Below are 15,158 nucleotides of genomic sequence, written 5' to 3' on the forward strand. Positions count from 1 at the left end.
TATGTCGTCTTCCCTAAACGAAAATTTCAGCACCGTTGTTCGCCTGCTGCTTGAGTCAAAGCGGATAACACCTGCCCAGGTACAGCATGCCGAACGGGTTCGTTCCAAGCTCACTTCCTATCAGCCTCTGCTCAAGGTTTTTCGAGACCTGAAATTTATCTCTGATCAGGATGTAAAGGATGTGCTGAGAAGCGCCACCTCAACGATTCGTATCGGTGATCTGCTGGTTGAGCTTGGGCATATATCTCCGGAGGATCTGGAATCCGCCATTCTCCTGCAGAGGGAAAGCGACACCAAAGAGAAACTCGGGCAGGTATTGGTCCGTCATAATTTTATTGAAGAACAAGCCTTTATTGAGGTGCTCTCGATTCAGATGGGGTACCCCTTTATCGAGCCTGCACTCAATAATATCGACCGGGCTCGCTGTGAAAAATTTTCCAAGACCTTGATGGCCACCCATGCCTTTATTCCTATCAAGACCGATGATGGGACCGTGCGGGTGGCTTTTGCCGATCCATTGGATAGTGAGGCCCTAGAGACAGCGCGAAGGTTTTTGGGGCAGAATATTGTACCGGCCATTGCCCAAAGTAGCGCCATTCTCAAGACGCTTGATCTGCTTGCAGATAAAAAGAGCGGCCGGAACATCGCCGTGGACACCAATACCGTAGTGGGCACGGTCAATTCAATTATCCTTGGGGCGATCAAAAACAGTGCCAGCGATATCCATATAGAGCCCATGGAAGATCGGCTGCAGGTGCGGTTTCGTGAAGATGGCGTGCTCAACCATTTTAAAGATTACCCCAAAGAGATCATTCCAGCCCTGACCAGCCGTATCAAAATTCTCTGTAAGGCCGATATCACAGAGAAAAGGCGGCATCAGGGGGGGCGAATCCTCTTTGATTATGACGAGGGGCAGCTCGACCTGCGTGTCTCCTTTTTTGTCACCATTCACGGCGAAAAAATTGTTTTACGTCTGTTAAATCGCAAGCAGGAACTCTTTGATTTACAGTCCATCGGACTATCCCCTCGCATGCTCACCCGTTTTCTGGAAGATGCGGTCTATCAGCCCAGCGGTGTCGTCCTGGTTACTGGCCCCACCGGGTCCGGGAAAACATCAACAATCTACAGTTGCATTCATGCCCTGAAAGGTCCCAATGTCTCCATTGTGACGGCAGAAGAGCCGGTTGAGTATGTGATTGAAGGGGTGTCCCAGTGTTCCATCGATCCCAAAATTGACCTCACCTTTGAAGAAACTCTGCGCCATATCGTCCGCCAGGACCCTGATGTCATCGTGATCGGTGAGATTCGTGATACCTACTCCGCCGAGGTGGCTGTCCAGGCAGCGCTCACCGGCCACAAGGTGCTCTCCACCTTTCACACGGAGGACAGTATCGGCGGGCTGATTCGTCTTCTGAATATGGATATCGCCCCGTTTCTGGTTTCCTCAACAGTGGTCAGTGTACTGGCCCAGCGCTTACTGAGGCGAATTTGTCCGTACTGTGCAGTGGATATCAAGCCTACTCCCATACAATTACAGCGTCTGCGTTGCAGCCAAGCAGACCTGATGGGCGCCAATTTCAAGAAAGGACGCGGCTGTAAAATGTGTAAACAGACCGGGTATAAGGGGCGCATGGGGGTGTTTGAGCTGCTGGTGCTGGACGAGCGGGTGCGTACCGCCATTCTTGAGCAGAGGACAAGTTTTGAAATTCGTCAGCTCAGCATCAACCACTCCGGTTTGATTACGTTGCTGGAAGACGGCTTGGTGAAGGCTGGATCCGGCTTGACCACTATTGATGAAATCCTGCGCTGTCTCCCCATATTCAGTCCCCCACGAACCTTTACTGAGTTACGCCGCCTCTCTGGTGAATAGATGAGTGCTCCACTTTCCCTGATTGATGTTATTAACCGTTTTATTGAATCCGATAAGGTGGTGTTGCCGGTGTTTAATTCCTCCGCCACCCGCATACAAAAGGAGATAGCGAAACAAGAACCCAGTATTCAGGTGATCGAAAAAATAATTACCTCGGATCAGGCTCTCTCTACCCAGGTGCTCAAAATTGCCAACTCCGCCTTTTATCGGGGGCTTAAAGAGGTGGGGACGGTCCGTGCCGCCATTATGCGTTTGGGGACCAAGGAGATTGCCAAGATAGTCCTGCTGGCGACGACCAAACAGCATTTCACCAGTAAAGATAAAACCATCAACCTGCTGATGAAAAAGCTGTGGCAGCATGCGGTTGGCTGTGCCTATGGCGCGGTCTGGCTGTCACGACGTCATACCTACGGTGTCGAGCAGAGTCAGGTTTTTTTTGCAGGGCTGTTTCATGACGTGGGTAAGCTGTTGGTTTTGGTCATTATAGAGCAGATCAGAAGGCGTAACACGCAACTCAAAATAACCCATGCCCTCTTGCTGGAGGCTATGGATAGGCTGCATTCCAGAGAAGGGGCTAAATTACTTAAACAGTGGAATATGCCCGAGTATTTTTGTGTGATTGCCGAGCAGCATCACGCAAAAGAGATCGATGAAAACAATATTCTTATGCTGCTCGTTCGCATGGCGAATATGGCCTGCCATAAACTGGGTATCGGTCTGACCAGTGACTCTTCCATTGTGCTGCCGGCATCCCTGGAAGCCGACTTGCTCAACCTCTCAGAGATCGACCTGGCTGAGCTTGAGATTTCTCTTGAGGACACGGCTATCCTCTCATCGTAGACTTTTCCCACCTTGTTACAGGTATCTGCCCTGCAGGCGATCCTTGTCGATGGTTTTTTTCTGGCCATCAGCGTCCAAGGCCACGTAGGTGATTGCCGCCTCAGTAACCTTGAAGGTGGTGAACTGATCTTTGGCCTCATTGAGAATTGGCCGCACCCAGACCTCAAGCATGATAGTGACAGAGGTTGTCCCCACTTTCTGCACCCGGCCATAGCAGCACACCACATCCCCCACCCGCACCGGCTTGATAAAGCTCATGCGTTCCACCGCCACTGTGGCCGTCCGTGTACGCGTTACCTCCTTGGCAAGCATTGATCCGGCCAGATCCATCTGCGACATGATCCAGCCACCGAAAATATCCCCGTTAAAACTGGTGTCTGCGGGCATGGGCATGGTTCTGATAAGCAGCTCTCCCTGTGGTCCCTCTATTTTTCCAGGCATGGTTTGTCTCCTCTGTCGTCCTCTGTACGGGTGAGAAATACGGACTAATTCATGTAATGTAATCGATTTTGTTGTCCCGGCAACGGAGAAGCTATTTCTCTTTACTCAGGGGAAGAGTAAGCAGGGGGAGTGGGCCGGTTTTTGAGTTTTTACAAATCTGAAAAAATAGACTGGTGGTCATTTGGCCAGCGGACTATAGTGAGGCCCCAAAGATCACCAGTGGTTCAGCACTGGGAAAATTTTACCTGCGGAGGAAGCCATGCAGATCGATTGGGCCTACCTACGAAAGGGCTGAGTCTCGTGCACCAAGGCACAGGCTGTGCTCGAGCAAGAACAGATCCCCATTACACAAAGAGCTGATGCCCGTAAGGAAACGCTTGCCGGAGAGGAGGCTTGGCAGCTGCTTGCAAGCGCTGGCGAGATTTTCGTGGCCAAGGGCAAAAAGGTGCAGACCTTCCATCCCAACAAAGACGACAAAGAGGCCATCCTTGCTGCAGCTCTGGGGAGAACAGGCAACCTGCGGGCGCCGACCCTGCGTATGGGCGACCGGCTGCTGGTGGGATTCAATGAAGCGCTGTATGCTACTTTATCAGGAAAAAGCTAATGTCCGTACTTAACCCGCAACTGCAGCAGCAACTGGAGGATATCACCTCGCAGGGGCAACACCGATCCCTTGTGGCAGTCACGCACCTGGATCAGGGGATGATCGATATCGATGTCCGCCAGTATCTTAATCTGGCCGGGAACGATTATCTGGGGCTGGCCACGAATCGGGAACTGGTTGCAGCTTTTTATAGTGAGCAGAGTGAAGCAAATAGATTAGAGAGCTTTGGTTTAGGCAGTACCGCCTCACGACTGATGACCGGCAATACCCTGCCCTATGCACGGCTTGAGCGCCAACTACGTGAGCTCTACCAGGCCGAGGCGGTACTGGTGTTCAACTCTGGCTACCACATTAATGTCGGTATCCTTCCCGCGCTCACCGGCAAGGGCGATCTGATTCTTGCCGACAAGCTCTGCCATGCAAGTCTTATTGACGGCATGCGTCTCTCACGGGCCAAGGTGGTCCGCTATCCGCACCTGGATTATGCAGCTATTGAGCAGATCCTCTCCCGCGACCGGGAAAAATACCGGCAGGTGATCATCGTCACGGAGTCTATCTTCTCCATGGATGGCGATACCGCTGACCTTGCAGAGCTGGTGCGGATTAAAGACACCTACCGGGCAGCACTCTATGTGGACGAGGCCCATGGGGTCGGTATTCGCGGAGAAAACGGTTGCGGGTTGGCAGAAGAGCAGGGTGTCCTGCCTCAGGTGGAAATACTCACCGGGACTTTTGGCAAGGCCTATGGTGGGCAGGGCTCGTTTGTGGTGGGGACCAGCGAGTTGATCGATTATCTGCTCAACACCGCCCGCTCCCAGATTTTTTCCACCGGTCTGCCACCGGTCTCTGTGCATTGGCTCAGCTTTGTTTTGCGACAGATTCCTTTGATGCGCGAACAACGGGCCAAGGTCGATCAGCTGGCCTCCCGCTTTCGCGATGCCCTGCGCGCCCTGGACCTGCAAACCGACGGCAGCAGTAATATCGTCCCGGTGATGGTCGGAGATGCGGCCCGTGCGGTCCAGGCTGCCGACCGCATCTGTGAGGCAGGTTACTGGGTCAAGGCTGTGCGGCCGCCGACCGTCCCGGCGGGCACCTCTCGGCTCCGCCTTTCGTTGAATGCGGCCATGAGCTGGGAGCAGTTGGCTCCGTTACCGGCTCTTATCAAAGAGGCACTGGGGTGAGCTGATGCAGATCAGATGGCTCAGGCAAAACCAGGGCTCGCAGTGCCTGCTCTTTTTTGGGGGATGGGGCATGGATCCCGCCCCTTTTCGGGAGGTTCCCAGTTCAGGTCATGATCTGGTCATGGTCTATGATTACCGTGAATTGGCACCATTTGATTGGACACCTTTTGTTTCTTACGAGCAGGTCCACCTGATTGGCTGGTCCATGGGGGTCTGGGCGGCTGCCCATCTGCTGAAAAATCACCAGGCGCGCTTTACCTCCCTGACCGCCCTGGGGGGCACTCTTTCCCCCATTGATGACAAAAAAGGAATCCCTGCACCAAATTATGAGGCCATGCTCGCCGGGTTCAATGCCGAGGTTCTGGCACAATTTTACGGCAACATGTTTGATCACAAGGAGCAGTTAACGCGTTTTCTGACGCATAAACCACAACGGACTCTTGAGGAATTGGGACAGGAGATGGCTGCATTTCAGCAGGCATTTAACCAATTTGGAAAAGAAAAGGACATCTACACCCGAAAAATCATCACCAGCCGGGATCGGATTTTTTCCGGTCGTAACCAGATGCGTGCCTGGGGCAAAGGCAATGGGGTGGTTCGCAACTGGCCGCATTTCCCCTTTTTCTTGATAAACGACTGGGCTGAACTGCTGACTGATTGAACTGTTTTCACTGCACGAAGTGCTGCGCCGAAGTCCTGGATGAAGGGGAGAACAGCTTGTCTGCACTTCCATTTTTTACCAAAATGAAAAATTGAGACCAATCTTCTTACATTTTGCGTATATTGCCGTGGCAAGTTTGGGGCAATTATGGTACAAACTTGTTAAATCGGATGGCCTGGAGGAGGGTTGTTCGTGAACGGCATGGCCGTTCTTGCCGAGCTGAAACCATTGTCACCAAGGAGTCGGGTAAAACGGTGTTGCTGTTTTCCCCTTACTTGAGTGAGAAATAAAAAAAGGCTGGTTGGCAATCCCAACCAGCCTTTTTGCTATGGCGGAGAGAGAGGGATTCGAACCCTCGGTGGAGTATAACCCCCACACTCGCTTAGCAGGCGAGCACCATCGGCCTCTCGGTCATCTCTCCAAAGTGTGAAACATCAAGGTTGTGGCGGAGGGAGTAGGATTCGAACCCACGGTACTTTCGCACAACGGTTTTCAAGACCGCCGCCTTAAACCACTCGGCCATCCCTCCATAACGGCACAAAATACCATTTTCAAGGGATACTGTCAATAAACTACTCGATTTCATGAAAGCAAATAAGGCCATATCTACAATCGAACAGGAACAGGAATTTATAAATCTAACCTGTTTGTACGAAATTACCCGCCATTTGGCGTCGGCAACCAGCCTCAAAGAGTGTCTGGAGAAAATTGTCACCACCCTCTCTGAACGAAAACAGATGGATAACGGTACGGTGACTATTATTAATCCAGGTACGGGTGAATTGGAAATTGAAGTCGCCCACGGTATCACTGCTGAGGCCAAACGGCGCGGTCGCTATAAGCTGGGCGAGGGCATTACCGGTAAGGTTGTGGCCACCGGGGAGCCGATTATTGTCCCTCAGATCGGTGAAGAACCCAATTTTCTGAATCGTACCCGGACCAGGGGCGATGAGCGTAAAAAACGCAGCTCCTTTCTCTGTGTTCCTATTCTGGCTTCACAGCAGTCCATTGGTGCACTGTCCATTGACCGGGAATATGAAGAGGGCTTTGGGTTGCAATCGGAAAATGATCTTCGATTTCTCACTGTGGTCAGCAGCCTGATTTCCGAAACAGTGCAGCGCATTCAGCGGGTCAATGAGGAAAAAGAGGCCCTGCGCCAGGAGAACTCCAAGCTGCGCCGTGAGCTCTCCGCCAAAAATCGTATTGAAGAGATCATCGGTAACTCTTCCCGCATGCAGGAAGTCTTTGATATGGTCCACCGGGTGGCCGATTCCAATGCGACCGTGCTCCTGCGCGGAGAATCCGGTACCGGTAAAACCCTGGTTGCCAAGGCCCTGCACCATAACTCCAGTCGTGCTGGCGGGCCGTTTATCGTGGTCAACTGTTCGGCCCTGCCGGAAACCCTGCTGGAAAGTGAGCTCTTTGGCCACGAGAAGGGGGCCTTTACCGGGGCCACCGAGTCTAAAAAAGGGCGCTTTGAGATGGCCGAGGGCGGTACCCTGTTCCTGGATGAGATTGGTGAAATCAGTCCGGCGGTACAGGTAAAGCTGTTGAATGTCATTCAGGAGCGCACTTTTCAGCGCTTGGGCTCCACCAAAACCATCACCACGGATATTCGCCTGGTCGCGGCCACCAACCGTGATCTGGAAAAAGCGGTCAAAGAAATGGTTTTTCGTGAGGACCTCTACTACCGGCTTAACGTCTTCCCGGTCTATCTGCCTCCGCTGCGTGAGCGGCGCACCGATATTCTGCTATTGGCCGAGTATTTTCTTGAAAAATATGCCCAGGAAAATAGTAAAGAAATCAAACGGATCACGACACCTGCCATTGATCTCCTCGTTCAGTATCACTGGCCAGGCAACGTTCGTGAGCTGCAAAACTGTATGGAACGGGCGGTGTTGATCTGCGATGGAACCGCGATTAAATCGATCCATCTGCCCCCCTCGTTGCAGAGTGCGGACTCGATTCATTCCACCAAGCCGCTTTCATTGGCCACGGCGGTTGAAAATTTCGAGCGAGAACTTATCATAGATGCGCTGAAGAAAAATAACGGCAACCAGACCAAGGCCGCCAAAAGCCTGGAAACCAGCCTGCGCATCATCAATTACAAGATCCACAGCTATGGGATAGAGCCCAAGCATTTTAAGGTCAAGTAATGCGGGTTCTTCTCCATCTCTGCTGTGGGCCCTGTGCCATCTATCCGCTGAAACGGCTGCGCGCGAAGGGGCATGAGGTTTCGGGACTGTTTTATAATCCCAACATTCATCCCTATCAGGAATTTCGTCGCCGCATGGGAGCAGTGCGTGAGCTTGCGGATGCAGCGAATTTCCCGGTTGAGATTGAACGGAAATACGGGCTGAGTGAATACTTACAGCAGGTGGTTTTTCATGAGCAGGAGCGTTGCCCCATCTGCTACGAGATGCGGCTGGTGAAAACCGTGGAAACGGCAGTGGCTCAGGGCTTTGAAGGGTTTACCACCACGCTGCTCTATTCAAAATACCAGAATCATGGCTTGTTGATTAGGCGTTGTGAGCAGCTGGCTGAAGCGCATAACCTGAGCTTTGTCTACGAGGATTTCCGCGAAGGCTGGCAGGAAGGCATTGATAGCTCCATCGAAATGGGGTTATATCGTCAACCATATTGCGGCTGTATTTACAGTGAGCAGGAACGCTATGACAAGCGCTGGAAAAAGCGGCGCAAAGCTGAAGCGGCTGCCAGGGCTGCTCTTCAGAGCCAATAAGAGATTCTTTTTATATACGCATGACGCCGTGCGGGACGCAGGGAGGAAAACATGAATAGTTTGATTGTACTGGCCACCAGCAACAAGAATAAGTTGAAGGAAATGCAGGATCTGCTCAAAGATTTTCCCGTCAATATTAAATCGCTTGCTGACTTTGGCCCCATGCCCGAAGCAGTGGAAGACGGCGAAACCTTTGATGACAATGCTTACAAAAAGGCCTTTCACTATGCCAAGGTTCTTGGCGTTCCCTGCCTGGCCGATGATTCCGGCCTTGCGGTTGATGCCTTGGATGGTCGCCCCGGAGTCTACTCTGCCCGTTATTCCGGGCCCGAGGCAACCGACTGGTCCAACTGTGAAAAACTCCTGGGGGAGATGGAAGGGAAAACCAACCGCAGCGCCCACTTTGTCTGCGTGCTCTCTCTGGCCACTCCCGGTGGACCGGCGCTGACCTACGAGGGCCAGTGCGATGGCGAGCTTCTGGAAGAACGGCGCGGCGAGTCCGGTTTTGGTTACGACCCGCTCTTTTTCTTCCCTGAATTGGGCAAAACCTTTGCCGAACTCTCCATGGAGGAGAAAAGTAAGGTCAGCCACCGCGGTAAAGCCCTGGCAGAGTTTGTTGCCGAGTTTTCCAAGGTACAGGTCTGGCTCCGTCAGCGCATGGAAGAAATCAAACCGCCCAAACCCGATCACAGCGAATTTGAGCATAATGACTGGTCGCAGGAGCGGATGTAAGATCGTTTTTTGCGTCTTTTTGTCGCCAAACAAAAACAGGGCGGTCGTCTTTTGGCGACCGCCCTGTTTTTTTGAAGGGTGTCTTGAATAATTAGATTTTTCAATCAAGGCCAAGGATTGCGCAAAATTTTACCGCAGGTATATGGCTGATATTCCGAGGATAAAATTTTAAGCATGACGCCGGGATTGGCAGAAAAAGCAATTATTCAAGATGCCCTGAAGATCATTTTCAAATTTTTCCGTGAAGTATTTCGATAAGCTGCGCGGCCGGAAAAATCGGCCTGATGATCCTTTGCCAGCTCTATTTTGGTGATACCCTGCCTATTTTGTAGAGAGAGTAACAAATCAGAAGGCTCTTTTCTGTTGTTTGTCTCTATCCTCCCCCCGTCTTACGCCCAACAGTATGATATTTGAGCGTTTCTGCTTGTGAAACGTATATGGCATATCTCTTGCTGATTCCTAATATATTCGTTATTCTTAAAAAAATAACGCGTTCATGGGTGGCAACCCCATGCCATACAGGCAGTATGTCAACTCCGTTTTCTCTCGAGAAAAAGCGAGATGTCACTTACTTGCTCCTTTCGTTATTCAGTTGAAGAATAGCGAGTTTTGTTTCTTCATAGAGAGTGAACAAGTACGCCAGATGAAGTATGGGCAACCTGTAACCCAATCAGACCAACAAAATTGTTATAAATGGAATTATTGTCATGGATATCACGTACACCCCCATTGGATATTTCAAAACACCGTTTACCGCCCTCGAGAATGTCCCCATTCAGCCCACAGAGGCAAAGAGTGCAGAGGGGATCATAGAAGTTTTTCCTGAATTTGCTGAAGGTCTCAAAGACCTTGAAGGGTTCTCCCATGTCCACGTTCTGTATCATCTCCATGCAATGATAGGCTACGATTTGATGGTCAAGCCCTGTTTAGACGCAAAATTGCGCGGCATCTTTGCAACCCGCGCAGCTAAACGACCCAATCCCATTGGGCTGTCCGTCATGCGGCTTGCAAAGGTTACCGACACCTCGGTTGTGCTGCATGGCGTCGATGTGCTCGATCACACGCCGGTACTTGATATCAAACCGTATGTAGCTGATTTCGATCGTTGCGATGCCGACCGCTTTGGCTGGTTGGAAGGAAAACGCTGAGCACGGGATCTCATCGAAACGACCATTTTTTTAATATCGATTGAGATACAGAACCAAACAGAAGAGAGACCGGAATGAAAAAAAGGTATACTGTCGCTGGTGCATTGTATGTACTGGGAATGTCGGCATCAGGATGGGCACAAACCACGACCCTCGAGACGATTGTGGTCGAGGATGATCAAATAAAAGAATCATCCCTTGCCGATGAAAAAACTCTGGTCGATCTGGAAGTCACTCCAACCAGGGCCAACTCGCTGACCGATGCTCTGAGTAATTTGTTTTTTGTCGATTTCCGTAAGTCGAGTGCCTACAGTTCCGAACCCTATATTCGCGGTCGGGGAACCAAGGGGGTACCGATCTACCTTGAAGGTATGCGGCTGAACGCTGGTCACAATGACTCGACCAACCTGCTGAACATCGCTGATATCGAGACACTGGAGGTCTACCGGGGAGCTCATGGCGCCACTTTGGGGATGGGAGCCATGAGCGGTGCGGTGGTTGCAAAATTCAAAGAGCCCAGGTTTAACGAGACCTCAGCCTTTACCGTTGAAGGTTTTCTCAACGCCTCGGCTTCTTTTTTGTCCGAGGAGGGGATGAGTTCCTCGCTTGGTGCCAGCCTATACAATGATCGTCTCAGTTTTTCTCTGAGCGGAGGATTTGCCGATTTCAACGAATATGAGAATGGCAGTGGTGATGAGGTGCTGCACTCGGGGTATGAGACGACCGCCATAAACGGATCCGTGGCAATGAAAACCAGTGACGATAGTTACGTCTATGCCCGCTACATGCGCAGCAATGCCGATTCTGAAGATCCATTTTCCCGCTACCTGAACGGATCGGTATGGATGTACACAGATCGGCCGGACGATGAGGGAGAATATTACTTTTTCGGCTACAAGGATGCCTCTCTTGCCGGGTTGAACGACGTTGAATTTCAGGTTTACGGCAATGATCTCCATTATGACTACAACCTGAAAAAAGAAGCCACTCCTGCCGAGGCACGAGAGCTGTATAGGGAAAGTGAGACTTGGGGGGCAAAAGCATCGGCGAAAAAACAGATAGGTGAGCACCTCTTTTCCTTTGCTGGCGAGTATTACCACATGGATTTGACCAACGGGGTACGCATGTATAGTGCAACCGGTTGGAGTAACTGGACAAATGCCTTCGGCATTACCGGCGGCGACATAAGTTCGGCTGCCCTACGTCTTGCCGACGATATTACCGTAGGGAAGGCCTTCTATAAAATTGCCGGTTCTTACGAGCATGTTGATCGCTCGGTGACTTCAAACATTAATACGACAGCACTTTCCGGCCTGGTGCCGGTAGCACTGCTGTCGCAGGTGCAGAAGATCGATACCGACGAGGATGACAACCTGTTCTCCATTGACATCACCGCAGGATATCATCTGTTCGACACCTTCGTTCCCTATATCAAACTTTCCAACGCCACCCGCACGCCCTATTTCAACGAGGCCTACGGGAACAATCCCAGCAACGGATCTCAAATACCCAATCAGGGCCTGGATAATGAGACCGTGTGGGGCGTTGATATCGGCTTTGATGGGAAAAACGGTCCCCTTTATTACAGCAGTGCCCTCTATTATCAAAAATATTCAGATTACATAGAATTAGCCGAAACCGGTTATCAGACCTCAGCCGGCTTAGCGATCAAGCAATTCATCAATGTGGATGAGGCCACCATCTACGGTATTGAAGCAATGGTCGGCTACAATCTAGATAAAGACCGGTTTATAGAGGCTGGTTACGTCTATACCCGCGGCGAAAACGACACCTATGATCAGCCCTTGGCCTATATCGCCCCCCAGAAACTGACCCTTCGCTTGGGACAACGTCGTGATCTTGGTTTGAGCTGGATGGTTGAGGAAGTCATGACTGATGCCCAGGACAGGATTTCAGCCATTAACGGCGAGGTGGCAACGCCGGGATATGCGTTGACTAATCTTTCCGTGAGCTATGCCTTTGAACGAATGGGATGGGCAAAAAAGACGGTGATTGCCCTTGAACTCAACAACCTCTTTGACAAGGAATACCGTGAGCATCTGGACGCAGTGTCGGCAACGGCCTGGTACCTACCCGATGAACCGGGAATCAATGGTCAGGTCTCACTCAAGGTTCAGTTTTGATGGTTGGCCGACCTTGTTTTTGGAGTGTGCTCCTGCTGTTCTGCGTTTTTTTCCCAGCTGGGGCGCACTCCCAGCTTGCCGAAGCGGATACGCGACCGAAAACTCCGGTTCATCGGGTATTCGCCTCGGCCCCGCCGGTGGGCCTGATGGTGTATGCACTGGATCGCAGCTCATTGGTTGCGGTCAACATGCCCGCACGTAACGGCAGTAATAACGGTACTCCCCGATTTCTGAATTCGCAATTTCTCGCTCTACCGGTGATCGGAGGCTGGCACGGAAACAGGCAACCGAACCTGGAAGAAATACTTCTTCTCAACCCGGAACTGATTGTCCTCTGGGATACCCCCCTTCTCAGCGATGTAGCCGAAAAAGCCCTGGCACGTATGAACAGGCGGGTATTCCGTCTTAACATCGACGGAATGGGGCATTATGCATCGGCTTTTCGACGTCTGGGGCAAGCGTTGGACCGTGAGGAACGGGGAGAGCAACTGGCACGATACATCGAGAAGGAGCTTACAGAGCTCGAGACCTTCGTCGCCACTATTCCCATGAAAAAACGGGTGAAGGTGTACTATGCCGAAGACGAGAATGGACTCCGCAGTGATTGCGATCAATCCTTTCATGCCGATGTGCTCAGCTATGCCGGTGGCGATAATGTGCTTAAATGCCGGCAGAGTACGGTCATGGGCATGCAGCGTATCAACTTTGAGCAGCTGTTGAAGGTGTCTCCAGAGATTATTGTTGCTCAGGAGGGCGCGTTCAAGCAGACGATCGCCAAAGACTCAAAATGGCGCCTACTCCCGGCGGTTAGAGAACAACGAGTAATTTTTGTGCCTAAAACGCCATTTAACTGGATCGATCGTCCTCCTTCCTTCATGCGGGTTCTCGGTGCCCACTGGCTTGCACGCAGTTTTTATCCCGGACTGTATCCATACGATTTAAAGAGGAAAACAAAAGATTTTTTTTCAATGTTTTTCCAGGTTGAGCTCAGCGATGAAGAACTCATTGCGTATTTTCCCTTTCTCTAGCAAAATTCAGGCATTTTAAATAACCGCCGGGGTAGAGCGGTTGACGGCATGGCGTCAGCATAATATCAACTCGATTGGTCAGCTTCAAAGGATGCGTGCAGGCGATACGAAACAGGGAGCCCCATCTATATCACACAGTGACCAGGAAGAAGTGAGCCACGATGTCTTAAACGTCGCCCTAAAAATTACCAGATTATGAACAAGCCCCGAGCTGAGATGAAAGAGATTCCTCACCGTGGCAGATACAGTAAAAAAATTGGCTTAAACTAGCACCATTTGGATCTGTCTCCTATTGTTACACAACAGGTGATACGCCCCCTCTTATATTTTTGACAGTTCGAGTTAATCAGAGGTGGCGTCACTACGGTGCTGAGTCTCACTATTTGTCAGTAAGGATCTCATGCATCATATTATCAACCACAACGGGGCTTTCGAAATAGGTTACGGTTGCTTCAGTACCGTATTTCTCACGGACAAATGTGAACCATTCTTCCGTGTACATTGCCTCTGCCTCTTGTCTTGAATTCCAGAGGTAGACGCCACCTACCGTTACTCCATCTTCAGAGTAAATATATGTTTTCCGGAGCAATCCGCTTACCCCTTGGTAATTCGGTGATGTACTGAGAAAGATATCTCGTGCTTCATCGTAGGTAATGGGATTAGGCAAAACGAATTTTGTAATTGTTGTAATCAATTTTTCCTCCCAATTTATTCATGGTCAACACTAAGCTCACCGGCGCAAAGGGCGGAGGGAGCGGTGGTGACCGGAGCCCTTTACGTCCATGTCCAGTGTCGGGTTATAGGGCGTATTCAACGGCTTTTTCTGCGTGAATTGCTGTGGTATCGTATAATTTTACAGAAACATCTTTCTGATTTATCAGCATACCGATCTCGGTACAGCCCAGAATCACAGCTTCGGCCCCCATATCAGCTAGTTCATTTATAATACGTATGTATTCGGTTCTGGATGAATTTTTCATATGCCCCATGCAGAGTTCTCTGAAAATAACATCATGAACTGTCTTCCTGTCTCTTGCGCCGGGAATCAGAACATCTAGACCGTATTTCTCTCTGAGACGGCCTTTGTAAAAATCATGTTCCATAGTGAAGGATGTGCCGATAAGACCGGTTTTCCCCACGTTGTCTTCCGTAAGAATTTCGGCAGTCGCATCAGCTATATGAAGAAGCGGGATGCTGATGGAATTTTCTATCTGCGGAGCAACCTTATGCATTGTATTCGTGCATATAAGCAGAAAATCCGCCCCTGCCTCCTGAATCCCGTGAGCGGCTTCGGCAAGTATTTCCGCTATCCTCTCCCATTCCCCTCTCTCTAGAAGTTTTTCAACCGGATCAAAATCAACACTGTGAAGAATGATTTCTGCTGAGTGCAGCCCGCCTAGAGATTTTTTCACACCCTCGTTTATCGCACGGTAATAGCCGACTGTACTTTCCCAGCTCATTCCGCCCAGAAGACCGATTGTTTTCATGTTAAACCTTTTTTGCGGAAAATATTTTTAGAACTTATACCAATTATTATTGGTAGTTGTGAAGTTTTGTTTTTCAGTGTGGGGTATGATGCACTGAGCTGTATGCTGTAATTCAGCACTATAATCGCGGAGCTTGACCAGCGCCGTGTGCCGCGCAATCGGATAGCCGGGGGTTTTTCTCCCCCGGCCTCCACACCACCTGGCATGCGGGTCCGCACCAGGCGGTTCCCAAAGAGAGACGGGCCGTGGCCGGTCAATCGATAGCTTCAGTTCTTTGAAAAG

At 50.7% G+C, this 15,158-nt stretch carries 14 protein-coding genes, 2 tRNA genes and 1 pseudogene; 11 read left to right on the top strand and 6 right to left on the bottom strand.

Annotated features, from left to right (window positions below):
- Window position 1: 1 nt before the first annotated feature.
- Window positions 2–1,870: a GspE/PulE family protein gene (locus JWJ90_RS12330; RefSeq protein WP_205227530.1), complete on the top strand. Its 1,869-nt coding sequence runs from the start codon at window positions 2–4 to the stop codon at window positions 1,868–1,870.
- Window positions 1,871–2,710, top strand: a complete 840-nt coding sequence (locus JWJ90_RS12335; protein WP_205227531.1) for an HDOD domain-containing protein — start codon at window positions 1,871–1,873, stop codon at window positions 2,708–2,710.
- Window positions 2,711–2,725: 15 nt separating this feature from the next.
- Here the strand turns inward: JWJ90_RS12335 and JWJ90_RS12340 are convergent, their stop codons facing one another.
- Window positions 2,726–3,151: an acyl-CoA thioesterase gene (locus JWJ90_RS12340; RefSeq protein ID WP_205227532.1), complete on the bottom strand. Its 426-nt coding sequence runs from the start codon at window positions 3,149–3,151 to the stop codon at window positions 2,726–2,728.
- Between the two features lie 310 nt (window positions 3,152–3,461).
- On the opposite strand from JWJ90_RS12340, the pseudogene JWJ90_RS12345 reads away from it, so the two are divergent.
- The 3 genes and pseudogenes from JWJ90_RS12345 to JWJ90_RS12355 form a co-directional block, all read left to right on the top strand.
- A pseudogene (locus tag JWJ90_RS12345) lies at window positions 3,462–3,755 on the top strand (ArsC family (seleno)protein); the annotation flags it as partial.
- Window positions 3,755–4,936, top strand: coding sequence for an aminotransferase class I/II-fold pyridoxal phosphate-dependent enzyme (locus JWJ90_RS12350; protein WP_205227534.1), 1,182 nt, complete (start codon window positions 3,755–3,757; stop codon window positions 4,934–4,936). The pseudogene JWJ90_RS12345 and the gene JWJ90_RS12350, both read left to right, overlap by 1 nt.
- Window positions 4,937–4,940: 4 nt before the next feature.
- Window positions 4,941–5,597: a DUF452 family protein gene (locus JWJ90_RS12355; protein ID WP_205227535.1), complete on the top strand. Its 657-nt coding sequence runs from the start codon at window positions 4,941–4,943 to the stop codon at window positions 5,595–5,597.
- Between the two features lie 329 nt (window positions 5,598–5,926).
- On the opposite strand, the gene JWJ90_RS12360 is transcribed toward JWJ90_RS12355, so the two are convergent.
- Window positions 5,927–6,018: transfer RNA gene (locus JWJ90_RS12360), tRNA-Ser, on the bottom strand.
- Between the two features lie 22 nt (window positions 6,019–6,040).
- Window positions 6,041–6,126, bottom strand: a tRNA-Ser gene (locus JWJ90_RS12365).
- 55 nt (window positions 6,127–6,181) lie between these two features.
- On the opposite strand from JWJ90_RS12365, the gene JWJ90_RS12370 reads away from it, so the two are divergent.
- The 6 genes from JWJ90_RS12370 to JWJ90_RS12395 all read left to right on the top strand — a co-directional run bounded on the left by JWJ90_RS12370 (window position 6,182) and on the right by JWJ90_RS12395 (window position 13,389).
- Entirely contained in the window at window positions 6,182–7,753 is a 1,572-nt protein-coding gene (locus tag JWJ90_RS12370) for a sigma-54 interaction domain-containing protein (protein WP_205227536.1), read from the top strand.
- Complete coding sequence (locus JWJ90_RS12375; protein WP_205227537.1) at window positions 7,753–8,337, top strand: epoxyqueuosine reductase QueH; 585 nt, start codon at window positions 7,753–7,755, stop codon at window positions 8,335–8,337. The genes JWJ90_RS12370 and JWJ90_RS12375 overlap by 1 nt, the downstream gene beginning before the upstream one ends.
- A 51-nt stretch (window positions 8,338–8,388) precedes the next feature.
- A complete protein-coding gene (locus tag JWJ90_RS12380) occupies window positions 8,389–9,069 on the top strand; it encodes an XTP/dITP diphosphatase (RefSeq protein ID WP_205227538.1) in 681 nt (226 codons plus the stop codon).
- A 707-nt stretch (window positions 9,070–9,776) separates the two neighbouring features.
- A complete protein-coding gene (gene tsaA, locus JWJ90_RS12385) occupies window positions 9,777–10,217 on the top strand; it encodes a tRNA (N6-threonylcarbamoyladenosine(37)-N6)-methyltransferase TrmO (RefSeq protein ID WP_205227539.1) in 441 nt (146 codons plus the stop codon).
- 74 nt (window positions 10,218–10,291) lie between these two features.
- Entirely contained in the window at window positions 10,292–12,361 is a 2,070-nt protein-coding gene (locus tag JWJ90_RS12390; RefSeq protein WP_205227540.1) for a TonB-dependent receptor plug domain-containing protein, read from the top strand.
- Window positions 12,361–13,389, top strand: coding sequence for an ABC transporter substrate-binding protein (locus JWJ90_RS12395; RefSeq protein WP_205227541.1), 1,029 nt, complete (start codon window positions 12,361–12,363; stop codon window positions 13,387–13,389). The genes JWJ90_RS12390 and JWJ90_RS12395 overlap by 1 nt, the downstream gene beginning before the upstream one ends.
- Before the next feature lie 379 nt (window positions 13,390–13,768).
- Here the strand turns inward: JWJ90_RS12395 and JWJ90_RS12400 are convergent, their stop codons facing one another.
- The 3 genes from JWJ90_RS12400 to JWJ90_RS12410 form a co-directional block, all read right to left on the bottom strand.
- Window positions 13,769–14,083, bottom strand: coding sequence for a hypothetical protein (locus JWJ90_RS12400; protein WP_205227542.1), 315 nt, complete (start codon window positions 14,081–14,083; stop codon window positions 13,769–13,771).
- Between the two features lie 103 nt (window positions 14,084–14,186).
- On the bottom strand, window positions 14,187–14,876 hold the full coding sequence (locus tag JWJ90_RS12405; protein WP_205227543.1) for an aspartate/glutamate racemase family protein: 690 nt from the start codon (window positions 14,874–14,876) through the stop codon (window positions 14,187–14,189).
- Window positions 14,877–14,903: 27 nt separating this feature from the next.
- A partial coding sequence (locus tag JWJ90_RS12410) for a hypothetical protein (protein WP_205227544.1) occupies window positions 14,904–15,158 on the bottom strand: 255 nt, incomplete at its 5' end.

This window comes from Desulfobulbus rhabdoformis, assembly GCF_016919065.1.
In the GTDB taxonomy this organism is placed as follows: domain Bacteria; phylum Desulfobacterota; class Desulfobulbia; order Desulfobulbales; family Desulfobulbaceae; genus Desulfobulbus; species Desulfobulbus rhabdoformis.

Bases quoted from the DNA above. Each gene is read 5' to 3' on its own strand.
- JWJ90_RS12350 (WP_205227534.1), top strand. From the start codon at position 3,755: ATGTCCGTACTTAACCCGCAACTGCAGCAGCAACTGGAGGATATCACC.
- JWJ90_RS12375 (WP_205227537.1), top strand. From the start codon at position 7,753: ATGCGGGTTCTTCTCCATCTCTGCTGTGGGCCCTGTGCCATCTATCCG.
- JWJ90_RS12380 (WP_205227538.1), top strand. From the start codon at position 8,389: ATGAATAGTTTGATTGTACTGGCCACCAGCAACAAGAATAAGTTGAAG.
- JWJ90_RS12390 (WP_205227540.1), top strand. From the start codon at position 10,292: ATGAAAAAAAGGTATACTGTCGCTGGTGCATTGTATGTACTGGGAATG.
- JWJ90_RS12355 (WP_205227535.1), top strand. From the start codon at position 4,941: ATGCAGATCAGATGGCTCAGGCAAAACCAGGGCTCGCAGTGCCTGCTC.
- JWJ90_RS12330 (WP_205227530.1), top strand. From the start codon at position 2: ATGTCGTCTTCCCTAAACGAAAATTTCAGCACCGTTGTTCGCCTGCTG.
- tsaA (WP_205227539.1), top strand. From the start codon at position 9,777: ATGGATATCACGTACACCCCCATTGGATATTTCAAAACACCGTTTACC.
- JWJ90_RS12335 (WP_205227531.1), top strand. From the start codon at position 1,871: ATGAGTGCTCCACTTTCCCTGATTGATGTTATTAACCGTTTTATTGAA.
- JWJ90_RS12405 (WP_205227543.1), bottom strand. From the start codon at position 14,876: ATGAAAACAATCGGTCTTCTGGGCGGAATGAGCTGGGAAAGTACAGTC.
- JWJ90_RS12395 (WP_205227541.1), top strand. From the start codon at position 12,361: ATGGTTGGCCGACCTTGTTTTTGGAGTGTGCTCCTGCTGTTCTGCGTT.
- JWJ90_RS12370 (WP_205227536.1), top strand. From the start codon at position 6,182: ATGAAAGCAAATAAGGCCATATCTACAATCGAACAGGAACAGGAATTT.
- JWJ90_RS12340 (WP_205227532.1), bottom strand. From the start codon at position 3,151: ATGCCTGGAAAAATAGAGGGACCACAGGGAGAGCTGCTTATCAGAACC.